We start from the raw sequence: 22,096 nt of genomic DNA on the forward strand, positions 1-22,096 counted from the left end.
TATGCACATCACAGGCATAACCGCCCAGCAGCTAGAAGCCGCGATGCCCGATGCTAGCAAACTTTTGAGCGATGAGCCAGAGATGGAAAGTTCGTTACATTACGCGCAACTGGCGTTATTGGTCGCCTGTCTCGAATTTCTGTGGCGCGATCGCAACGATTTCTTTATCGGCGCAAATCTCACCATTTACTTCAGCCGCCAACAACTGCGAAACCGTGACTTTCGCGGACCCGATTTTTTCTTAATTCAGCAGACCGATCGCCGACCTCGCAACGCCTGGGTGACGTGGGAAGAAGACGGCAAATATCCGAATCTGATTATCGAATTGCTCTCAACTTCGACTGCCGACATCGATCGCAGCCTTAAAAAAACCCTTTATCAAGATCGCTTTCGGACTCCCGAATACTTCTGGTTTTCTCCAGACACCCTGGAGTTTGAAGGGTTTCGTTTAGTGGGACATCGTTATGAGCCGATCGCTCTCACTGCAAACGGTTGGCGCTGGAGTGAAGAACTAGAGCTTTTCTTGGGGATTGAAAGCAAACAACTTCGCTACTTTACAAGGAATGGAGATTTAGTTCCGACACCCGATGAAGCCGCGATTCAAGAACGTCAACGTGCGGATCAACTGGCTGAACGTGCAGATCAACTGGCTGAATATCTGCGATCGCTTGGAGTCGATCCCGATCAAATCAGCTAGCGGGTTCGCTGCCCACGATCGCTCTCTGCTGTTGATATTGCTCTTTGAATTTGCGTTGCTGTTGATTGTGATCGACGATCGGAGATGGATAACCACAGCGATCGCGATCGGATTGCGAAATCTCTCCCGTAATCAAATCTTTGGTGTCAACACTTCGCAATTCTGGCAACCATTCGCGAATGTAGTCTGCGTCTGCATCAAACTTTTTCGCCTGACTCGCAGGATTGAAGATTCGCAGTGGTTTGGGGTCCATGCCGCTCGATGCGCTCCACTGCCAGCCGCCATTGTTGGCAGACAGATCGCCATCGTAGAGTCTTTGCATAAAATACTTCTCGCCGAGCCTAAAATCGACCAACAGATCTTTGGTTAAGAAACTGGCAACGATCATGCGGCAACGGTTGTGCATCCAGGCAGCTTCGTTCATTTGACGCATAGCAGCATCGACGATCGGATACCCCGTCCGACCTTCACACCACGCCTGAAAGTACTCCTCGTTGTTCTCCCACGGAAAGGTTTTGAGCACTTTGCGGTATGCCCCTTCTGCCAACTCTGGAAAGAAATACATAACGTGCTGATAAAATTCTCGCCACGCCAACTCTTGCCGCCAGGTCTGAATGCTGGCTTGAGTTTCATCACTGCGGCTTTGCTCTAATGCTGTCAATGTTGCTGCCCAAACGGTTCGCACGCCAATCACGCCAAACTTGAGGGCTGCACTCAACAACGACGTGCCCGGATTTGCCGGGAAGTTGCGCTGCTCCTGATAGGCATTGATTGCTGACTGACAAAATTCTTCTAATCGCTCTTGTGCAGCCTGTTCGCCCGGTTCCAACATTAACGAGTTGTCCCAAACAAACCCCAAATCTTTGGCGGTGGGGAGCGCGATCGTGCCCGCTTGTTTTGCAGTTTCTGCCTCTGCTTCAGTCAACCCTTCCGCTCCCACAAAATCGGGCATCGGCTCTGCTTTGGGTTTGCTGACCCAGTTCCGCCAAAACGGACTGTAGACGGTGTAAGGCGAACCCGAACCAGACTTGATCTCTTCAGGAGAGTGCATCAACTGATCCCAAGAGGTTTTAACCTCGATTCCAGCTTGGTTGAGAGCGGAAATCATGGCTCGATCGCGCTCTTGAGAATAGGGTTCGACATCCCAGTTCCAGAAAACGGCTTGGGCGTTGAGTGCCTTGGCTAACTTGGGAACCGCGGTTCGGGGATCGGCGTTGAGGATGAGTAATTGACTTCCGGCTTCGGCGTAGCGCTGCTGGAGCGATCGCAGACTCCCGATCATATACGTGACCCGCGCTGGGGCGACATCATCTCGCTGCAACAGGTTGGGATCGAAACAAAAAACGCCGACGACTTTGGGCGATCGTTGACGTGCGATCGCCAGCCCCACATTGTCCGCGGTTCGCAAATCTCGACGATGCAAAAATAAAATTAGATCAGACATAGAAGTTAGCAGAGAGAGAATGGCTATACTAGGCTTCCTGACCGAATACACCCTCATCCCCAACCCTTCTCCCTGGGGAGAAGGGAGCTAGAAATCTTGTCCCCTCTCCTTCGGGAGAGGGCTAGGGTGAGGGTGGAGGATTCGTGCAGGAGGTCTACTCTCTACTATCTCTTAAGTCAAGAACGGTTTCGCCAGCATAAAGCTACAGATTGACTTAGCATCCGTCAGATCACCTGAATAGATCGCCTGTTCGACTTCTTCAGGACTCATGAGAACCGTTTCAATATCCTCATCGTCGTCTTGCTGAGGAGGATTTTCGAGCAATTCTAGATCCGTTGCCAGAAACGTATAGATAATTTCATCTGAATAGCCAGGAGCCAAAAAGAACTCACCGAGTTTCTTTAAAGTGCCTGCTCGATAGCCGACTTCTTCTTGAATCTCGCGCTCGATCGTTCCCGCTGGGTCTTCACCCACTTCAAGCGTCCCTGCCGGAAACTCTAACAGTCGCCCCTGCACGGTGAAGCGATATTGGCGAGTCAGCACCAGTCTGCCATCGGGTCTAACCGGGACTGCCAGCGCTCCTCCCGGATGGCGCACGCACTCCCACTCGCCCTCAGATTTGTTGGGCAAGCGCAGTCGATTGACTTCAAAACTAAACTTGCGACCCTTGTAGGAAAGGCGCTGTTTGAGCAACTGAGGCGGTTCTGAACCCAAAGCCATAAGCAAAAGAGGTAAAGGGTAAACGTTTCTAAAAGATAGCCTGCTTGATCCCTGAGTGATCCACCCGTTGAGCGAGTTGAGCGATCGTAGCACCCGTCACAGGCTCCACCCAGTCAGGGGCAATTTCTGCTAGGGGAACGAGAACAAAGGCACGATCGCACATCCGAGGATGGGGGATTTGCAAATCAGGCGTATTTAAGATTACATCATCAAACAGGAGCAAGTCTAAGTCAAGGGTTCGCGCACTCCATCGCTGCTGTCTGACTCTGCCAAACTGACGCTCAACCTCTAAAAGAGCGTAGAGCAACTCGTGCGGGGTGAGCGTCGTTTTCAGTAAGGCACACTGGTTGAGATAATCGGGCTGAGGAGGGCTATCAGGCAGAGTCAGCGCTTTCGTTAAGTAGCCGTGTGACTGCTGCTCGACGCTGATCCCCGGCGTGCGATCGAGAGCTTCGAGTGCAGACTTTAGAATCGTTTGAGAGTCGCCCAGGTTACTGCCAAGGGCGACCGCACACAAGACGGATTGCAATTAGTTCTTCTCGCTTTTCTCAGCTTCACTCTTAGGCGCAGCACTCGGAGCCGGACTTGCCTCTGAGCTAGGAGCCGCAGAAGTCGGAGCCGCACTTGGGCTAGTCGGCGCACTCGAAGGGGCACTGGTTGCGCCCGGAGGGGCATTACTCGCCGCCTTTTGAATCTGGTCTTTATATTGAGCAGGTGCCAGCGAAACTGCCGTGTCAAACAGGGGTTTTGCCTGATCTGCTTTGCCCTGCGCCTTTAACACCAGTGCTTTGCCAAACACAGGCTGAAAGTCTTGCTTATTGCCCTGAATCGCTTCATCAAAGACATTGACGGCTTCGCTGTAGCGTTTTTGAGACGCAAACACTCGACCGAGCAACACTTGAACGGCTGTCACGTCGACGCTACCTGCCTGATTTTTATTCGCTTGGGGTGCGGTTTTGAGCGTGTCTTGCAGCATTCCGATCGCCGCTTCGGGTCGCTGCTGCTCAATCAACAGTCCGGCTAATCCTTGCAGCGCATTCAGGTCGCCCGGTTTGGTGTTGAGAATATTGCGATATGCCTGAGCGGCTCCCTCTTTGTCTCCGGTCTGCTGCTTGGCTTGAGCCAGCAACACTGCATATTCAGACTGAGCCGGATTCAGCTTGGCTAACTTTTCGAGCGGCTCGATCGCCCCCTTAATATCGGTTAATCTCAGCCGCGCTTCTAGCAATCCTCGTAGGGCAGTCTGGTTATCTGGCTCACGCTTGAGAACTTCTTCATAGCCTCTTGCCTGCGCCTCAACGTCTGCTTTTTTGGCTTCGACTGACTGCGTTGGGCTAGGAGTCGCGACCGTATTTTTTTGAGGGGTAAACGTCGCACTGAGCAGAGGAATGATCGACACCCCCAACAAACCCACGGTTGCGATAATCAACACCACGTTCAGCAGCCAACGATTCTTTCGCTTTTCAGCCACAGGATTGCCTCGAAATCTACAGCGTATTCAATATAGTCTCTTAGACAGGCGATCGACGATCAAAAACGGGCAATAGACGAATTCTATGTACCCGTCTTTAGTGACTCAGTGCCCAAATCGGTTAGCTAGCTGCTTGAGCAGATTGCTGGCTTGCAGGAGTCGCAGACGTAGCATATTGCGATTGTGCAGCCGGGTCAACTTGTGATAGCTCAATGTGGTTGAGCAACGTGGTCACAAATGAGAACAGGAGAAACGGCAAAGACAGCACTAGCACTAGCCCAACTGTTGCCAATGCATAGACCGGACGAGCCGCGCCCATCAGAGCCATTGCAGCCGCCAAACTGATGAAAATCACAATCAGCCAGATCATAATCTGACCGTAAACGTCCCCAAATGAGAGGGTGCACACAACTCGATATTTTTTCAGGTTATTCATAAAAGGTGCCTCGCAATGGCGGTCTAGCTGGAGACTTTTTGCAAAAAGAGCTTTCCGGCAAAAAGTTCTGTAAACCTCTAATGTAAAGCGACTATTCAGCGTCTCCTCATTTTTGACATCTAAATGCAGAAATTTTTACATCGCTTCACGATCGGTAGAATTTGGTGGACAAGGATTATCTAGACGGAACCCGCAACACCGCTTAATGTACAAGAAAGTGAATTCCACCGTCTCATGCCGCTAGAACAGATCGAAATTCTCTCGTCTAACGAAATCCGTCGGACTCTAACTCGGTTAGCCTCCCAAATCGTCGAGAAATCGGGCAATCTCTCAAAATTGGTGCTCTTAGGAATCTATACCAGAGGAGTGCCACTAGCTGAAAAGTTAGCCGAGCAAATCGAAGCGTTGGAAGGAGTGCGCGTGGCGATCGGAGCGATCGACATCACCTTTTACCGCGATGACCTGGATACGATCGCGGTTCGCACCCCTGCTAAAACCAACATCCCGTTTGATCTTTCGGGCAAAACTGTGGTGCTGGTCGATGACGTGATCTATAAAGGGCGAACGATTCGAGCCGCGTTAGATGCCGTGATTGATCATGGCAGACCTGAAGTGATTCGATTAGCGGTGCTGGTCGATCGCGGACATCGTGAGGTGCCGATTCATCCCGACTTCACGGGCAAAAAGCTGCCCACAGCTAAAGAAGAAACGGTCAAAGTTTATGTGCAAGATATCGATGGACGAGATGGCGTGGAACTCATCAAGGGATGAATTCAGTTACGTTAGAAGAATTATTGAGTATCTGACATTTCTATGAATTCTTTTGCAGACACCCAAATTCGCAAAGCTGATCACCTTCGCATTTGTCTTGACGAACAGGTGCAGTGTCGAGACGTGACGAATGGATTGGAGCATTATCGGTTTGTTCATAACTGTTTGCCCGATCTCGATCGCGATGATATCAATCTCAGCACCTCATTTTTAGGCAAAAAGCTAGGCGCACCGATTCTGATTTCCTCAATGACCGGGGGAACGGAGATCGCAAAGCAGATTAACCAGCGACTAGCCACGATCGCTCAACATTACAAGCTGGCGATGGGCGTAGGGTCTCAGCGCGTGGCGGTCGAAAATCCTCAAGTGGCAGACACTTTTGCGATGAGAGCGATCGCGCCTGATGCCGTTCTGTTCGCCAATCTGGGAGCAGTTCAGCTTAACTATCGCTATGGCATTGATGAGTGTCTGCGAGTCATCGAACAGCTTGAAGCCGATGCCCTGATTTTGCACCTCAATCCGCTGCAAGAATGTGTGCAGACAAAGGGAGATACTAACTTTCGCGGCTTGCTAGAGAAAATTGCAGGGCTGTGTGACAAACTTTCCGTTCCGGTGATTGTCAAAGAAGTGGGCAACGGAATTTCTGCCCCGATCGCCCAAAAATTGATTGCGGCAGGAGTCGCCGCGATCGACGTAGCAGGAGCAGGCGGCACGTCGTGGGCAAAGGTCGAGAGCGAACGGGCAACCGACGACAAACAGCGTCGGCTGGGCGCAACATTTGCCGATTGGGGCATTCCAACCGCCGAGTGCATTGTGGCAGTGCGATCTATTTCTCCAGATGTTCCCCTAATCGCGTCGGGCGGGTTGCGAAACGGATTAGAGATTGCGAAGACGATCGCGCTGGGTGCCGATCTTGCAGGGCTGGCGTTTCCATTTTTGCAAGCAGCGAACGAGTCGGAAGAAGCGGCTCATGCCTTAGCCGATGTGCTGATCGCAGAAATCACAACAGTGCTTTTTTGTACCGGAAATGCAACGCTTGCTGACTTAAAGCGATCGGGAACTTTGAAGGCTGTTTAACGGGCATAGGCTCTAAAATCTAAACGTTGTCTCTTTGATTCATCAATGACCTATTGCCTCGGAATTTTAACCAGCGCTGGCTTGGTGATGGCTGCTGACTCTCGCACAAATGCCGGGGTTGACTATGTTTCGACCCACCAAAAGCTGTTTGACTTTTCGCTACCCGGAGAGCGGGTCATTTTGCTCTGCACGTCGGGCAATCTGTCGGTGACTCAATCTGTTTTGACGCTGCTCAAACGAGACATTAAAGTTCAGGAACCGATTAACCTGCATACGCTGCCCAATCTGTATGAGATCGCTCGATACATTGGCGGCAAAACCCGGCAGATTCAAGAGCAGGATCGATCGTGGCTCGAAAAAGATCGCATCGACTTCAAATGCACGTTTTTGCTGGGCGGACAGATTCGAGGTGAAGAACCGGAACTGTATATGATCTATAGCCAGGGCAACTGCATTCAAGCGTCTAGAGAAACGCCATTTTTGCAGATTGGCGAGGCGAAATATGGTAAGCCGATTCTCGATCGAGTCCTCAATTTTGACACGTCATTAGAGGCGGCGGCGAAGTGTGCGCTGCTGTCGATCGATTCCACGATGAAGTCAAATATTTCAGTCGGTCCGCCGATTAATGTCGTCATGTATGAAGCGGATAGTTTCAAAATTCGCTATGAGCTTCGGCTCGATCGGGGTGCACCTTATCTCGCTCAGATTCGGAGGTTTTGGGAAGGTCATCTCAACGAGGCATTTGAACGAATGCCTAATATTGACTGGGATCAGTCTTCAGAATCCGATCAAGATAACCCTTGAATTTGAATCTGATAGTGAATGGTAGATTGAATATTTCCGCCTTGACTAAAGCTGCCAGAAATCGGAGCCGCATAGTTAGAAACAGCGCTGGCGACGAGGGCAATGTGACGATCGCTGACCGCTAATCCATGCGTCGAGTCATAGCCTCGCCATCCTGCACCCGGCAAATAAACCTCAGCCCAGGCGTGAAGATGTCGATCGCCTTGATCAGGGTCGCCTTCTTGATAGCCGCTGACAAACCGCGCCGCAAGTCCGATCGCTCGACACACTTCGATGAAGAGAACCGTCAAGTCTCGACACGATCCCTGTTTTTCTGACCAAGTGATTCCCGGTGATAGAGGCGCTCCGGTTTCGCGCACTAGATAGCGACAGGTTTCGTAAATGCGTTGATTGAGAGTTCCTAAGAAGTTGATAGTGTCACCCGAAACTGCGTGGTTGATGTCTTGAGCAAGCTGAAGGGCGATCGGATCGACGGACGTTCCATAAAGGACATTTTGTCCGGTCAGATAGGGCTGAAGCTGCAACAACAGCGACGCGGGATAATCGATCGGAAGCCGTGCCGCCCAAGGTTCCATCAAATAGTTAAACGGATTTGACTCGTGAGTTTCAATCTGCGACTGCGCCTGAACGTGCAGAGAGTCAGTCTTCTCAGGCGGAAACCACACTTTGATTAGAGCATTGCCATCGAGATCGACAATCTGCGATCGCGAACTCGGCATCGGAGTCACTTGCAGCGAGAACAGTTTGAGCGTTTGCCAGCCATTCGATCGCGGACGCAGCCGCACCAGATGAGGCTGCAACGTCACAGGCTGACCATATTTATAAGTCGTAGTGTGTGAAATTTGGTAAAGCACGAAAAAAAGCAACCAGAAACAAAACCCACAAACCCCGTGGAGACGTTCCACCGGAACGTCTCCACGCTATCGGGTAAACCAACAGCCACCGCATTCATTCACAAATTCGATCGAGCACCCAATTCGACCATTTCATCCCTCATCTTTTCAATGAACAGGTTGCGATGCAAAAAAGGTCTCAAAGACATTCTTGCCCACTTCATTCATACGACGCTGTAGACTATCTAAAAATTCGTGCAGCCCGACCTGAACGATTTCATCGATCGTCAAATAATCCAAGTCCGATCGCAATCGTCCTAATGTACGCTCCGCAGGATTGCACCACGTCCCGATCGGAGTTCCTGTAATTTCATGCAGCGATCGCTCCCCTTGCTGAATGCAAAACCGAATCGATCGCGGAAAATCTCGCTCTAAGACCAAAAACTTTGCCACCGACATTGGCGTAATCCGATGCAACCCCTGTTTGCGATACATCTCGTAAGCACTCGCCGATCGCAGTAATGCCATCCACTGCAAGTCATCCAGCATCGTGCCTACATCTTTGACCGACGGCAGCAAAATAAAATACTTTACGTCCAGAATCCGGGTCGTTTTGTCGGCTCGTTCTAAAAGTCTGCCAATTTGTCCAAAATGCCAGCCTTCGTTGTGAGTCATCGTCGCATTGGTGATGCCAGCAAACAGGTGACTAGCGAGTTTCACTTCACTAAAAAATTCTGGCAACTGAGACGGGGCGGTAGATTGAGCCGCCTCTTTGACCATGAAATAAAACGCATTCACCTGTTGCCACATTTCAGACGAGATGATTTCTCGCACCGATCGAGCATTTTCCCGCGCCGAATTTAAACACGACAAAATCGAATTGGAATAATTGCGGTCAAACGTGAGAAACCGGATTACATTCTCAGCGGTCGCCTCTCCATAGCGTTCTTTAAACAGAGGCAAATCTCCAGTCGTTAAGACTAACGGCTCCCATTGTTGGGTGACTCCGATCGGAGAATCCAACAGCAAATTCAAATTAACGTCTATAAATCGAGCAATATTTTCTGCCCGCTCAATATAACGGTTTAGCCAATAAATCGAATCAGCAACACGACTCAGCATAGAAACTTTTGTGATTTACTCGGTTATTTAGAAACGACCCACGTATCTTTGCTGCCGCCACCCTGCGAGGAGTTGACGACGAGAGATCCTTTCTTGAGCGCCACGCGAGTCAACCCACCCGGATTGACATAAATCTCTTTGCCATAGAGCACATAAGGACGCAAATCGACGTGACAACCCTCAAACCGATCGCCAATCAGGGACGGCACACGAGACAGTGAAAGCGTCGGTTGAGCAATGTAATTGCGAGGCTGTGCCTTGATCTTTTCGGCAAACTCGTCGCGCTGCGCCTGCGTCGAATGAGGACCGATCAGCATTCCATATCCACCCGACTCGTTAGCGCATTTGACGACCAACTGATCTAAATTGGCTAAGACATGGCTTTGCTGCTGCGGCTCCCAGCAGAGATACGTCGGCACATTGGCAAGAATCGGCTCTTCGTCCAAATAGTAGCGAATCATCGCCGGGACAAAGGCATAAATGACTTTATCGTCCGCAACTCCGGTTCCTAGGGCGTTGGCAAGTCCGACTCGTCCGGCTCGATAGACCTCCATCAACCCCGGAATCCCCAAAAGAGAATCGGGACGAAACGCCAACGGATCGATAAATTCGTCATCAATGCGGCGATAGACGACATCGACACGCTTTAAGCCTTTCGTCGTCCGCATTTGCAGATAGCCGTCTGATACGACTAAATCGCGCCCTTCGACCAGTTCGACTCCCATTTGCTGTGCGAGAAACGACTGCTCAAAGTAAGCCGAGTTGTAGATTCCAGGAGTCAGCAGCACAACCGTGGGATCGGGCAAATGATCGGGAGCCAGATTTAGCAGCGTTTCGAGCAAATGACTGGGATATTCTTCGACAGGCTGAATCTTCATCCGCTCAAAGACGAGAGGCAGCGTGCTTTTCATCACCCGCCGACTTTCTAGCACATAAGACACCCCCGACGGACAGCGCAGATTGTCTTCTAAGACATACCACTCACCCGCCCGATCGCGTACTAAATCCGTCCCGGTGATGTGGCACCAAATACCTTCTGGTGGTTTGACTCCGACACACTGTTTGAGAAACCCCGTTGCCGAGTAGATTAATTCTGCCGGGATCACACCATCGCGAATGATTTTTTGCTCTCCATAAATATCAGCTAAGAACTGATTGAGAGCATAAATGCGCTGTTTTAAGCCTTTTTCTAGCTTTGCCCACTCGGCTGCCGAGACAATACGAGGAATGATATCAAACGGAAAAATTCGCTCGGTGCCCTCTGTGTCACCATAAACATTAAAGGTAACTCCCATTTTGAATAGCGCAATTTGAGCCGACTGCTGCCGTCGCTGCAATTCTTCCATCGACAGCGAATTGATGCGATCGACTAATAGAACCGCATCCGATCGAGGCGTTCCTTGCTCAATGAACAGTTCATCATAGAAATCTCCAGGATTATAGTCATCCAAATTCACAGCGATCGCCCAATGAGTTTAACCGTCATCTTCTTATGAATAGAGTTGCCCCTGACTTTAAACTGTAGCGGCAACTACATTAATCTATTTTTAGAACCGCGATCGCTGTGAAGAAATATAGCGATCGAGTGACTCGTCGCGTCTGATTGGTAGAACAAACTATAGAGAACCCAGGACATGATTATGGCTTACCAGTGTGATTTAGAAACCGGACAGCGGCTCTATCTCGAAAATCGAGGAACGCAAACGGTTGTGAGGTTGACGAGTGGCAGCGATCGACAGCAGCAAAGTCAGCAGAGCAATTTTGAGACGGGCAACTGGCGATCGCCGCCCAAAGTATTTCGCACTGCTACCGAGATTATTTTGAGAATTGACTCTGCCCAAAAGCAATCCTTCCTCAGTCTGCAAGCCCAGCGCATCGGGATGCTGAATACCTCACCTGACCTGACAGATGCAGACGTATTGCCACTTCAGTCAACCGAGTCGATCGCCTCGTCATTTAAGCCCATAGAGCCGATGAAGCCGATGCAGATGGGCGATATGCAGATGCAGCCGATGGAAATGAAGATGGGCACAATGCACATGAAAATGGGCGCACCCGATGCCCAATCGACTCATCGCTTTTGTGCTCAGTGCGGAGAGTCAGTGCGAGAGAGCGATCGTTTCTGCTCTCACTGCGGCACAAAACTAGCCGACTGAAGGTTGAAGTACGCTACAAACCTTTAATAGTCCACCCCGCGCTTGAGGTCGATGCCCTTTTCCGCATAGTGTTTGTGACAGATCATCTCAGAGTGAACGGTCGCCAGATCAAAATAGGCAAGCGGATTTTTACACCGTCCCGTAATAATAATTTCAGTGTCGCGAGGTTTGCGGAGCAATGCCTGCACGATCGGTTCTTCGGGCAGCAGCTCTAAATCTACTGTCGGATTGAGTTCATCCAAAATAATCGTTTTATAAAGTCCTGACGCGATCGCGGCTCGTGCAATTTCCCAAGCGCGCTCTGCCTCGACATAATCGAGTTCTTGCTGTTGACCGCGCCAAACGATCGCATCGCGACCCGATCTCTGATGATCGACCAAACTGGGATAAATCTGACGCAGAGCCGCGATCGCCGCATCTTCGGTATAGCCCGCCCCGCCTTTGAGCCACTGCATAATCAGAACTCGATGCGATTTGTCTTGTCCGATGCCCTTTCCGATCGCTTGCAGAGCTTTGCCCAACGCGCTCGTCGATTTGCCTTTGCCAGACCCCGCATAGATTTCGATGCCAGCGATGCCCTGTTTTGCCATTGGGTGATAGAGCGGTCGCATTTCTGAATGCAGATCGGCAATGTCAATCAAGCCTTGAGGCGCACCGCGACCCGTCGCAATAATCTCCATGTGGTCAGGCTTGCGCTTGAGAGTGCTCACCACTTCATCGATCGGCAACAGTCCCAAATCTAGTACAGGATTCAGTTCATCCATCACCACGACAGAATAGAGACCCGACGCGATCGCGCCTTTTGCCACATCCCATCCGCGCTGAGCTTCTTGGCGATCGAACTTGGTAATCTCGTCTGCCCCAAAATGTTCGGCTCTGCCCGTGCGAACCTGATCGATCAAGTGAGGAAACCCGCGCTGAAGTGCCTGAATCGCCGCATCTTCGTCATAGGTGCGTCCGGGTCCTTTGAGAAACCGCAGCAGAAGCACACGGGTTTGAGAAAAGTTGTGAATGCCCAGACCGATCGATCGCAGCACCACCCCCAGAGCCGCCTGAGATTTTCCTTTTCCAGCACCATCGTAGACGTGAATCTGCCCAATCATCCGCTCCGATCGCGCTTGAGCCGTCCGAATGCCAATGCCCGTTCTGGTCATAGCCGTTTGTGTCCTGCGTGCAGTCTTAGTTTAGCGAAGTTGACCCTGTTAGGTTAGCAGGTAAATAGGCAATCGACGCTATATGTAGCGGTCAAATTACAAAACGTGCTTAGGGGTAGTCAAGAACGAGGTACAAGTCCAGGGTCTAGTGACACAAGCTGATACCCCGCCTCGGCAGGTGCCACGACGGAAATAAAAATCAATGGCTCCTCACCCGTGTTGACTACACCGTGAACCCGCCCGATCGAAGCGATCACCACATCTCCGGCAACGATCGGCTGCGTCTTGCCTGATTTGTCTAGATAATAGTCTCCAGTTCCGCTCAAAATAGTCCAGGTATCTTGCCCGTGAGGATGAATATGCGCCGGGATTTCTTGATTAGGCTTGATATACCAAGCGACTATGGTCGCATCTCTAGATTCCGTCACCACTGAGCGAATCGGCTCTCCGTCGGTTGGCTGGAAAAAGTCAGAACTGTTAAATATCCGAGTCACACTCATCTTTGGGTTACCACTTACAACAACGTCAGTTCAACAAGATTCAATCGCTTTGCATATCACAAAAACCAAGTATGATTCTCTCTGCTGATGCACGGCTACCCACAAAAACACCTTGCAGACGTTCTCCCGAAGTATGCACATAAAAAAGATGTTTTCTTATGCGATGTACATCTTCATCTTTAGATACTAAATTACAGAAAAAATAATCTCCCTCCAAAACTCCATCTTTAATTAAGTACCGAAATGTCTTTACCTTACCTTGTGAATCCTCGACCTCAGACTGAATTTCACCACTAATTCTTCGCCCTCTCTGCCGAAGGCACATGGTACATTTATTTTGGTTTTTAAGGTTGCACTTTCCATTTTCAGCAGCAACCCGTTGTGTAAAGCCGTGCCAGTTCTTTTTAAGCTTGCGACCTTTACTCAAAAAATTAAGCTGAATAGAATCAGCTTTCGCGACAGCAATGCCACTTAGCAGTCCAAATGCTCCTGTGATGATTGCAGCAATAACCTGAGAGTCCATGTGATTTTTTGACTATCGAGACAACTATTTGAAGCTAAACAGCAGAAAATACTTCACAAAATTCAAAATATCATTTCATCAACAATCTCACGCTGACTGTATCGTAGGCATCAGTGCGTGACTGTCGGCTACACTCTTACCGAGAACTATACGGGATAATAGGGCATAGTGCTCCAATTGGCTAGCAAGGGGAATCAATGGCAAGGACAGTTCACACTTAAGCTAAGCCATATTGAAAAATTATCTCTTTTCTCAAACTTTGTGTGCAAATGAGCCGACAACCCGTAAAATCGTCTGTGATCACGGTGCTGATTTGCTTTGCGAAGATCAGAGCGATCGTCCTTCTCTTCTTTTGATCATGGCTTCTTTTGATGTTTTGCCGCTGCGAGCGATTCTGTTTCAACTTTTGTTTTTGGTGACGGCGATCGCCCTAGAGTCGATGGTGTTGCGAAACCGTTTAGAAATCGGACGCAAAACGAGCATTCAGTTTGCAGCGACCACCAATCTGCTGTCAACCGTGATCGGCTGGATGCTCTTCTTTATTGCCGAGCCACTGTTGTCAGATGAGTGGCGATCGCAGCTAATCAGCTACATCTTTTTTGATCTCACCACCAATCCCCCGCTTTTAATCGGACTCGCGTTTGTTAGCTTTATCGCCACATTTTTAGTCAAACTTGAAGGCATCACCTGGCTAGAGCTGCTGTTGAGCATCAAAAAAGATGCAGAGACCGAAGCCAGAGCCACCGCAAAGTTTCAGGGAAAACACGGACGGCGCGCCGCCTTTGCAGATGTGCCCAATCGCCCCTTAGCGGTTTTGTGGGCAAACGCAATTAGCTTTAGCGCCATCACCCTGCTGATTGGGGTTCGCCTCTTGTTTGATCAGGCTCTTGGCAACTCCTGATTCATTGTCTAGTCCTTTTCGATCGGCATCATGATCACCATTCTTGACCAAATTCGGAAACGCTTAAAGGCTCCTGGCTGGGCATCTTGGCAGACATTTATCAGCCTGAGCGTGTTTTCGGTGATTGTGGCAGGCATCACCAACTCGCCCATTCAGATCATTATTGCTAACCTTGGCTGGCTGTTTTTAGTGATCGGGATTTGGTGGTTTACCTATGACCCGATCGTCAAGAAAAAGCTGACGTTTAATGGGCTGTTTATCGGACCCTGGATCGTTGGAGCGATCATGTGTCTCTGGCTCTTTGGCAGTTGGAACGGTGCGCCGACTCCGGCTTCTTTTATTAGTTGGCCTCCTGTTTCAGCCCTGATCTGGTCAACCCGTCGCTTTATTAAAGGTGACCCTGACAAGAAAACGCCGACCTACACCGTTCCAAAGCCGGACGATCGTCAAGACATCGTGTTGATGCTCTTGAGCAACTTAATCATTAGCTGCTGGTTTCAACTGCATTTCTTGCTGCAAGACTGGCTGATCGCCTATCCGACTATTCGATCGGATGACTTTAGCCGCAGTGCCTTTGTAGTGGAGCTATATCCCGAAAACACATCAAACACGGGCGGCATCACTTTATTAAATGCCGCCGAACAAAGCTTGAAAACTCGATTAGAAGGCAAGCCCTGGGCAGACGTAGAGCGCTGGCTTTCTCCAGAACAGTTGAATCAAGAAATACCCAGACTCGCTGCTGACGCGCAAAAGCAGATGCCGCGATCGTCTGAAAATAACCTGTGGGATCTGCGAGGGCGGGTGTTGCCTGACAGCCAATACACTTTAGAACTGCAAGCCATCTGGCAGGGACCGAGCGCCAGAACAGAAGGCTATTACATCACTAAGGCGTGTCAGATTTCCCAAGGTCGAAAACTAGGTCCCCCTGCCACTGTTGACCCTGGATCGTCCGCTCCATCGCCTCGGTTGGGCACAGTCAAATGTGAGGCACCGAGTCAGCCTCGACCGATTCCTCCGCAAACGCAAACTTAAAGAGATGAGTAATGACCCAAACCGTAGTTAGCATCGGCGGCACCCTCGGTAGAGTAGGAACGATCGCTACCAATGTTTTTCGAGAAGTGATCCGCGATCGTATCCTTTATCTGATCGGATTTTATGCGCTGGCACTGATGTTAGCCGGACGACTCTTGCCCGAAATCGCCGCCACCACTGAGAAAAAAATTCTGCTCGATCTGAGTTTGGCAACGATGAGTGTGTTGGGTTTGGTGATTGCCGTCTTTGTCGGAACTGGGTTAGTCAACAAAGAAATCGAGAAGCGCACCGTCTTTGTCTTGATCGCCAAACCCGTCAGCCGCACCGAGTTTATCATCGGCAAACACTGGGGACTGTCTGCGGTGTTGGCGGTGCTGGTGGCGGCGATGACCGCGATCGCGATCCTCATTCTGTTGTTCTATCAAGTCCCTTTCTCGTTGCGGGATATTTTAATTTCTTCTAGCTTTTTGTTTTTGCAGCTATCGCTGATCACGGCAGTGGCGATCGGGTTTGGCGTTTTCACCAGTTCTCTGTTAGCGATTCTGTTTACGTTTGCTGTTTATTTTATGGGGCAGCTCAGTCGCGATTTAGTCACGTTGGGCAAGTTGGCGAAAAATCCTTCGATCGAGTCGGTCACGCGAGGACTTTATCTCGTGCTGCCCGATCTCGCCCGACTCGATTTGAAGAATCAAGCTGCCTATCATTTAATTCCCAATGCAGATGTGCTGATTGGCAATGCGCTCTACGCGTTGGTTTATATAGTTTTAGTGTTGACGATCGCGTCGCTTATTTTCTCGACTCGCGAATTTTAAGATCCTAATGCGATCGATTGGGTCATAGCGGAATCGTCGTAGAGACGTTCCAGAGAAACGTCTCTACGGGGCATCGGGTCAGGATGTTTTTAACGTTCGTTCCAAAATGCTTTTGGCAGGTTCTACGATCGCCCACTTGCCGTCGGGCTGTTTGCGAAGGGCAGCAAATTGTAGGGTGTCGCCACTGCCGATCGGGTCGCCTTGACGCAAGGTTCCTAGTTTAGGAGAATTTAACCCGCACAGCCGAAACTTATAGGCGGGAATTTCTGCCGTTGAGAAGAACACGCAGCCGCGCTGATCGATTTGCGCTTCTCCATCAAACGGGGCGTACGCAGAACTGCCTTTGAGCGCGATCGAGATGTCTCCTAATCCGCCCGTGACTCTATAACCCGCGATCGTGTCGCCAGGTTGCAGTTCCCATTTTTGAAAAAGCTGAATGTCGATCGGGGTTGGTTCTGACGTTTGAGACTGACATCCACCGAGCAGAAGGAGTATCAGCCCTGCGCTAGCGAAACCAGAACTTATACCCTGCATACTGATTACCCTCATAGAGAACCACAATCCACGTTTGCGTCTCAAACCCTAGAGTATAGACTTCTCGTTCAGCCATTGACCCCGATCGCACCTGCAAATTCGGCAACTTACACGAAGGCTCACGCACAATTTCCCGGATTTTATCTTTCTGATCGCCTTCCGCGACGGTCAGCAGTTTTGCAACCTGCTGTTTAGACAGTTGCCCCTGAGAAGGTGGCGCTGATGGGCAGGGTTCGGCAACGGCTTTTGCACCCAAAGAAGGCAACCCTCTCAAATCAACAAACAGTCCTAACGATAGCAAAATGGCTCCGCCTGCTAATAGCTGCTTGCGGTTAAAGCGTCTTGACAGGTTGAGATGCGTCATAGTTTTCCTCCGAGCAATAGCCCTAGCGTAATCAGCAGCAGCCGATAGATGAAAACGGGACTCGACTTAGGCACACAAAACGCCAGATAGCCCGCTAACACAGCCGGAACAAACAGCAAGAGCGAAATCGGCAACCCCAGGAAAGGCAAATGTCCCACCAAAAACTTTAGCCCAAGGTGTAGCCCCGCGGCAGCAACCGTCCAGATTACGGCATCGATCGCGATCGCTCCTCGCGTCTGCGGCAGTTGCAGTCGGGGCTGAAGTCGCCTCCAATAATAGCGAAGTGTGCGACGACGCGGAGCCACCGCCACTCTAGGACAGGGAGAGGTCGAAAATCTAGGGATGTCTGAAGGGCTAGGTTGCGCTACGGATGGAGGGTTTTGGCGATGAGCCGATGGAATTTTAGTCTCTTCAGATAAAGACTCTGCCATAGCCTCCGGTTGAAATGGACGACGATCGAGCAAAAATGGCGGGATGTCGAGAACAGGAGATGGGACAGTCTGCTTCACCGTTGCCTCAGCCAGACACAGTGGATGAGCGGCGTGAGCGATCGTCCGCAGTTCTTGCATCTCTGACTGAATGCCGATCGACTGTTGATTAATCTGGTCTGCCTGAGTTTTTAACTGCCGTAACTCTTGCTCTAATCGCTGAAATCGCGCCACGATCGACGGCTGAGTTGGCTCCCAGGTTAGCTTGACTTGAGTCGACGCGATCGGTTTAGCTTGAACGGTGGTTTGTGGCTTAGTCTTAGCGGTGGCGGCTCGACGCTTGCGGGTGGGAGTAACTTCTTGCACAGCTTCGGGTGCAGCATCGGCAAGAGAACGATCGCTCTCGGCTCGATCAAGATCAACGGCGTGCTTTTTTGATTTAGAGGAGCGAGAGGGATGACCATCAAGCTCGATCTGATCAGGCTGAATCAATTGGCTTTCTGATTTCAGTTCTCTCATGTTGGCTCCTTAGGCTAGCGGATTCAACGATTGATATAGTATAATGGTACTATTTATAGTATCCACGTACTAACATATCACGTCAAGGACTGTAAACGATCGCAGAGTCTAAAAAGGCTTCACTTCATTCAATTTATTTTTAAGACAAGATGATCGCCCTGAGTAGAGTTAAAATAATTAGAAAAGTTTGATAGCTCACAAACGCTGTTTAAGCATAAATACTCATTAACTTCTCTTGGTTCTATCAATGCGAACTTGATCTACTCTAGTGATTAGGTTTGCAATCGACGGGTTTTCTAATGCCACTGACCATCCTTGTTGCGGACGACGACCTGAGCACACGACTCTTGATAGGCGACTATCTTGAAGCTTCTGGCTATTCTATTCTTTCGGCTGAGAATGGCAAGGAGGCGCTTAGGATGGTCGAGGCATATCAGCCTCATCTGATCGTGACAGACATCACAATGCCCCAAATGGATGGCTATGAGTTGGTTAGACAGGTTCGACGGCGACCCTCTTTGCGTCTATTGCCCGTCGTCTTTCTCACCGGACGCACTGACCCCAGAGAGCGGGTTTTGGGCTATCAGCTTGGCTGCGATATTTATTTAGCAAAGCCGTTTGAGCTGTCAGAGCTAGGGGCAGTCGTTCGCAATCTGCTAGAACGATCGCAGATGATCGAGTCAGAATGGCGATCGCGGGTGCAGGCAGGCGAAGTCAATGAAGCCCCTGCTCAAGCATCGATCTACGCGCCGATGATCGTGATGGACTTTACAGGTCGTGAAAAAGAAGTGCTGTATTTTTTAAGCGAGGGGCTGTCTAACAACCAAATTGGACACAAGCTGCACCTAAGCCCGCGCACAGTCGAGAAACACGTCAGCAGTTTGCTCAGAAAAACAGACACGAGCAATCGAGCCGAGTTAGTCCGGTTTACGATGGAGCATCATCTAGTGAATTAGCTGAGAGTTTCCTCTAGTCAGCCCAAAATTTAGAACAGGGACACCCCTCTAGAAGCAAGGCAGTCTCTCTATATTTGCTTGCCCTTACTGAATTTGTTTGTAGTATAGTGTAGCATATGTAGTGATGAATATTGCGAGCACGCTGCGCGATGTCAGTCGATCGTCAGGGGGATTTATGACTCAGTTTTTAAGCATCATTTATTACTTCCGCAATTATTGGAAGGTTTCAGTTTTCAGCATTGCGATGGTCAGTCTCTTCGAGATTATTGATTTATTTGTCCCTTATGCGGTGGGTCAGATTCTCAACGTCTTGTCAGGGCAGGAAGTCGATCGTCCCGTTCAAGCCATCATTACTACCGCCTCGCAGGTAACCGGGTTTGCAGCCGATAAAATGCTGTCTCTCGCAGTCTTGCTGATTCTCGTGTGTCTCGTCTCAGTCGGACGCGCTCCGATCCAACCCTGGCTAGGTGCCTGGTTTCAGTGGGACACCGCCTTTCGCGCTCGACGAGACCACGCTGAAAAAGCGTTAGAGAAAGTGTTGACGCTGCCGTTAGAATTCTATGACGAGAATAATTCTGGGCGAATTGCTGCCAGAGTTGCAAAAGGCATTTCTAACCATACCTGGACCTATCCAGAAATCACGGGGCAACTGTTGCCGAAGTTTTTTCGCGTCGTTGGCATTTTTGTTGTGATTTGGTTCATCGATTGGCGCATTGCCCTACTGCTGTTGATTTCATTCGCCTGCATTGTCAGCTTTAGCCTCACAGGGTTAAAACGACTCTCTGATCAAGAGGCGCGGCTCGACAAATATATGGAAGACACCGAGAGCCGCAATTCTGAGATTATCACCAACATCAAAACGGTGAAGGCATTTGCAACCGAGACATCGGAGTTAAAACGGCAAAGACAACGGCTCGATCGCGAGTTTAAAGTGCTTGATTATCGCATTCACTTAGGCTACGTGCAGTTGGGAATGTGGGAGCGCTCGATCGTGCAATCCTGCGTTTTCCTCGTGTTGGCGCTGACGGTAATGGCAACGGTTCAAGGCAAAATCTCGCTAGGACACTTCATCACAACGCTAACGATCTCCAGCATGGCGTATGCCGAAGTAGAGCCGATTACTCAACTCGCCGAAGTGTTTGCCCGTCGCTATGCGTCGATGATTCGCTTCCACGAGTTTATGCAGCTTCCGGTGGGCACCGATGCCAGCACACTTGCCAAAAATCCTGAAGCGGTTCCGACTTACCAGTTCACCGGAAAAGTCGAGTTTTCTCACCTCACCTTTGGCTATGACTCAGAGCGCCCGGTGCTGAAAGACATCAACTTATTGATCGAACCGTATCAGACGATCGCGCTGGTTGGTCGATCGGGTTCCGGCAAATCTACGTTAGTCAAACTGCTGTTTCGCTATTTTGAACCCAATCAGGGATCGGTGCTAATCGACGGTCAAGATATTCGCCGATTGGATGTGACGGGCTATCGAAAACGACTAGCGATCGTGCATCAAGAAGTCGATGTCTTCAATGGCACTCTTTTGGATAATCTCGTGTATGGCAACCCCAACGCCAGCCCTGATCAGGTGCGCGAAGCCTGTCGCATTGCCCAGGCAGATGAGTTTATTCGTCAAATGCCGATGGGATATTCGACGATCGTCGGTGAGCGAGGAGTCCGATTGTCAGGCGGACAGCGACAGCGACTTGGCATCGCTCGTGCGCTGATTGTTGACCCCGATGTGCTGATCTTTGACGAAGCTACGTCGAGTTTAGATTATGAATCGGAGCGATCGATTCAAGTGGCGATGCGATCGATTCTCGGCACTCGCACGCTGGTGATTATTGCTCACCGTCTCAGCACGATTCGAGAAGCGGACAAAATCGTTGTGTTGGATCAGGGCAGCATTGTCGAGGTCGGGAGTCACGAGGAGTTGGTGCATCAAGGTGGCATCTACCAGCGATTGCACTCGTTGCAAGAAACTGGAGAATTGCTTGCTTAATGAATGATGCGGTTGAGCGATCGTGCGTTATTTCAAAATGGCGCGAAGACGTTCCACCGAAACGTCTCTACGGGGATTGGTAACCTTATGCTCGATCGCATTCATGAATGAATTGAATTTAAACGTCCGTTAGCTTTTGAAGGGAAAAAGTAGCAGACTGGCTGACATTAGAATTTGAATCTTTCTCTAAGTATTTCAGAGCGGCAATGCTCTTCTCACTAGGCAGATGACCCAACGCTTCGGCGAGACGTTGACGCACTAACCAGTCTTCAGATTGAGCAAACCGCAGAATTTGATCGACCGCATCCACGGCTTTGATTTCGCCAAGAGCCGCGATCGCTGCCTGCTGCACGACGACTTCTTCACTGTCAAGCGCTCGAACTAACACATCTCTGGCACGGGGATCTTTGAGATTGCCCAACGCCACAGCCGCGCTAAACCGCACCAGCCAGTCGGTGTCTTCATAAAAGGCTCTGACCAATGGCTCAAACGCTCGGATATCTTCGAGATAGCCAAGAGCACCTGCGGCATCGGCACGAATGCCATAATCTTTCTCAGTTTCTAAAATTCTGACCAGAATGGAATAGCACTCCTCAGTAGGCTTGATTCCTAGCGCAAAGACTGCCATTGAGCGAATTTGGAGGCTCTCGTCGTTCAGCACTTTCTTAATCAACGGCACCGCGTCTTCGGCGGAAACGTTTCGTAGAGAAGCCAGCGCTATCATGCGATCGCGAGAGCTTTCGCTATCCAATTGGCTCGAAATTTGCTCCAGGTTAGAATTCATATTTTTCACAAATCTTTATATTTCTGATTATATTGTAGACAATCACACCGATTCCTATCAAGGGA

At 50.0% G+C, this 22,096-nt stretch carries 25 protein-coding genes; 10 read left to right on the forward strand and 15 right to left on the reverse strand.

What is annotated here, in order from left to right; all coding sequences use genetic code 11:
- The first annotated feature begins 1 nt into the window (after nt 1).
- A complete protein-coding gene (locus tag A8707_RS00965) occupies nt 2-697 on the forward strand; it encodes a Uma2 family endonuclease (protein ID WP_068814393.1) in 696 nt (231 codons plus the stop codon).
- Here the strand turns inward: A8707_RS00965 and A8707_RS00970 are convergent.
- The 5 genes from A8707_RS00970 to A8707_RS00990 form a co-directional block, all read right to left on the reverse strand.
- Nucleotides 690-2,141, reverse strand: coding sequence for an FAD-binding domain-containing protein (locus A8707_RS00970; protein WP_068814394.1), 1,452 nt, complete (start codon nt 2,139-2,141; stop codon nt 690-692). The two genes, A8707_RS00965 and A8707_RS00970, sit on opposite strands and share 8 nt — an antisense overlap.
- Nucleotides 2,142-2,312: 171 nt before the next feature.
- Entirely contained in the window at nt 2,313-2,861 is a 549-nt protein-coding gene (locus tag A8707_RS00975; protein WP_068814395.1) for an NUDIX hydrolase, read from the reverse strand.
- Nucleotides 2,862-2,889: 28 nt separating this feature from the next.
- Nucleotides 2,890-3,390, reverse strand: coding sequence for a 2-amino-4-hydroxy-6-hydroxymethyldihydropteridine diphosphokinase (gene folK, locus A8707_RS00980; protein ID WP_068814396.1), 501 nt, complete (start codon nt 3,388-3,390; stop codon nt 2,890-2,892).
- Entirely contained in the window at nt 3,391-4,332 is a 942-nt protein-coding gene (locus A8707_RS00985; protein ID WP_068814397.1) for a tetratricopeptide repeat protein, read from the reverse strand.
- Between the two features lie 121 nt (nt 4,333-4,453).
- Entirely contained in the window at nt 4,454-4,768 is a 315-nt protein-coding gene (locus A8707_RS00990) for a hypothetical protein (RefSeq protein WP_068814398.1), read from the reverse strand.
- Between the two features lie 234 nt (nt 4,769-5,002).
- Between A8707_RS00990 and pyrR the strand changes: the two genes are divergently transcribed.
- The 3 genes from pyrR to A8707_RS01005 are packed head-to-tail and all read left to right on the forward strand — an operon-like array spanning nt 5,003 to nt 7,420.
- Nucleotides 5,003-5,539 (forward strand): bifunctional pyr operon transcriptional regulator/uracil phosphoribosyltransferase PyrR, encoded by a 537-nt coding sequence (gene pyrR, locus A8707_RS00995; protein WP_068814399.1) that lies wholly within the window; start codon nt 5,003-5,005, stop codon nt 5,537-5,539.
- A 42-nt stretch (nt 5,540-5,581) separates the two neighbouring features.
- On the forward strand, nt 5,582-6,616 hold the full coding sequence (gene fni / locus A8707_RS01000; protein ID WP_068814400.1) for a type 2 isopentenyl-diphosphate Delta-isomerase: 1,035 nt from the start codon (nt 5,582-5,584) through the stop codon (nt 6,614-6,616).
- Between the two features lie 45 nt (nt 6,617-6,661).
- Nucleotides 6,662-7,420, forward strand: a complete 759-nt coding sequence (locus A8707_RS01005) for a proteasome-type protease (protein WP_068814401.1) — start codon at nt 6,662-6,664, stop codon at nt 7,418-7,420.
- Here A8707_RS01005 and A8707_RS01010 read toward each other — a convergent pair.
- The 3 genes from A8707_RS01010 to A8707_RS01020 all read right to left on the reverse strand — a co-directional run bounded on the left by A8707_RS01010 (nt 7,405) and on the right by A8707_RS01020 (nt 10,832).
- Nucleotides 7,405-8,274, reverse strand: coding sequence for a transglutaminase family protein (locus A8707_RS01010; RefSeq protein ID WP_068814489.1), 870 nt, complete (start codon nt 8,272-8,274; stop codon nt 7,405-7,407). The genes A8707_RS01005 and A8707_RS01010 overlap by 16 nt on opposite strands.
- Nucleotides 8,275-8,421: 147 nt before the next feature.
- Nucleotides 8,422-9,375, reverse strand: a complete 954-nt coding sequence (locus A8707_RS01015) for an alpha-E domain-containing protein (protein WP_068814402.1) — start codon at nt 9,373-9,375, stop codon at nt 8,422-8,424.
- A gap of 23 nt (nt 9,376-9,398) precedes the next feature.
- Nucleotides 9,399-10,832, reverse strand: a complete 1,434-nt coding sequence (locus A8707_RS01020; RefSeq protein ID WP_068814403.1) for a circularly permuted type 2 ATP-grasp protein — start codon at nt 10,830-10,832, stop codon at nt 9,399-9,401.
- Nucleotides 10,833-11,015: 183 nt separating this feature from the next.
- Between A8707_RS01020 and A8707_RS01025 the strand changes: the two genes are divergently transcribed.
- Entirely contained in the window at nt 11,016-11,531 is a 516-nt protein-coding gene (locus A8707_RS01025) for a zinc ribbon domain-containing protein (RefSeq protein WP_068814490.1), read from the forward strand.
- 23 nt (nt 11,532-11,554) lie between these two features.
- Here A8707_RS01025 and A8707_RS01030 read toward each other — a convergent pair whose 3' ends face one another.
- The 3 genes from A8707_RS01030 to A8707_RS01040 form a co-directional block, all read right to left on the reverse strand.
- Nucleotides 11,555-12,685, reverse strand: a complete 1,131-nt coding sequence (locus tag A8707_RS01030) for a cob(I)yrinic acid a,c-diamide adenosyltransferase (RefSeq protein WP_068814404.1) — start codon at nt 12,683-12,685, stop codon at nt 11,555-11,557.
- 119 nt (nt 12,686-12,804) lie between these two features.
- The gene (locus A8707_RS01035) at nt 12,805-13,185 is read right to left on the reverse strand and encodes a cupin domain-containing protein (RefSeq protein WP_197484551.1); all 381 of its coding nucleotides are present in this window, start codon (nt 13,183-13,185) and stop codon (nt 12,805-12,807) included.
- 40 nt (nt 13,186-13,225) lie between these two features.
- Nucleotides 13,226-13,708, reverse strand: coding sequence for a hypothetical protein (locus tag A8707_RS01040; protein WP_068814405.1), 483 nt, complete (start codon nt 13,706-13,708; stop codon nt 13,226-13,228).
- Nucleotides 13,709-13,940: 232 nt separating this feature from the next.
- Here A8707_RS01040 and fraC point away from each other — a divergent pair, with 232 nt between their 5' ends.
- Genes fraC through A8707_RS01055 form a run of 3 tightly spaced genes read left to right on the forward strand, consistent with a single transcriptional unit; the run spans nt 13,941 to nt 16,453 of the window.
- On the forward strand, nt 13,941-14,609 hold the full coding sequence (gene fraC / locus A8707_RS01045; protein ID WP_082906172.1) for a filament integrity protein FraC: 669 nt from the start codon (nt 13,941-13,943) through the stop codon (nt 14,607-14,609).
- Between the two features lie 30 nt (nt 14,610-14,639).
- A complete protein-coding gene (locus A8707_RS01050) occupies nt 14,640-15,641 on the forward strand; it encodes a DUF5357 family protein (protein WP_068814406.1) in 1,002 nt (333 codons plus the stop codon).
- 11 nt (nt 15,642-15,652) lie between these two features.
- Entirely contained in the window at nt 15,653-16,453 is an 801-nt protein-coding gene (locus A8707_RS01055; protein WP_068814407.1) for an ABC transporter permease, read from the forward strand.
- A gap of 78 nt (nt 16,454-16,531) precedes the next feature.
- On the opposite strand, the gene A8707_RS01060 is transcribed toward A8707_RS01055, so the two are convergent.
- Genes A8707_RS01060 through A8707_RS01070 form a run of 3 tightly spaced genes read right to left on the reverse strand, consistent with a single transcriptional unit; the run spans nt 16,532 to nt 18,298 of the window.
- Nucleotides 16,532-16,987 (reverse strand): hypothetical protein, encoded by a 456-nt coding sequence (locus A8707_RS01060; RefSeq protein WP_068814408.1) that lies wholly within the window; start codon nt 16,985-16,987, stop codon nt 16,532-16,534.
- Nucleotides 16,959-17,351, reverse strand: a complete 393-nt coding sequence (locus tag A8707_RS01065) for a hypothetical protein (protein WP_068814409.1) — start codon at nt 17,349-17,351, stop codon at nt 16,959-16,961. Before A8707_RS01065 ends, A8707_RS01060 begins: the two co-directional genes overlap by 29 nt.
- The gene (locus A8707_RS01070) at nt 17,348-18,298 is read right to left on the reverse strand and encodes a hypothetical protein (RefSeq protein ID WP_068814410.1); all 951 of its coding nucleotides are present in this window, start codon (nt 18,296-18,298) and stop codon (nt 17,348-17,350) included. Before A8707_RS01070 ends, A8707_RS01065 begins: the two co-directional genes overlap by 4 nt.
- Nucleotides 18,299-18,597: 299 nt before the next feature.
- On the opposite strand from A8707_RS01070, the gene A8707_RS01075 reads away from it, so the two are divergent.
- On the forward strand, nt 18,598-19,254 hold the full coding sequence (locus tag A8707_RS01075) for a response regulator transcription factor (RefSeq protein WP_068814411.1): 657 nt from the start codon (nt 18,598-18,600) through the stop codon (nt 19,252-19,254).
- 124 nt (nt 19,255-19,378) lie between these two features.
- Nucleotides 19,379-21,247, forward strand: coding sequence for an ABC transporter ATP-binding protein (locus A8707_RS01080; protein ID WP_331711659.1), 1,869 nt, complete (start codon nt 19,379-19,381; stop codon nt 21,245-21,247).
- A 118-nt stretch (nt 21,248-21,365) separates the two neighbouring features.
- On the opposite strand, the gene A8707_RS01085 is transcribed toward A8707_RS01080, so the two are convergent.
- The gene (locus A8707_RS01085; protein ID WP_068814412.1) at nt 21,366-22,031 is read right to left on the reverse strand and encodes a HEAT repeat domain-containing protein; all 666 of its coding nucleotides are present in this window, start codon (nt 22,029-22,031) and stop codon (nt 21,366-21,368) included.
- Nucleotides 22,032-22,096 lie beyond the last annotated feature (65 nt).

It is taken from the genome of Phormidesmis priestleyi BC1401 (assembly GCF_001650195.1).
GTDB classification, from domain to species: domain Bacteria; phylum Cyanobacteriota; class Cyanobacteriia; order Leptolyngbyales; family Leptolyngbyaceae; genus Phormidesmis_A; species Phormidesmis_A priestleyi_B.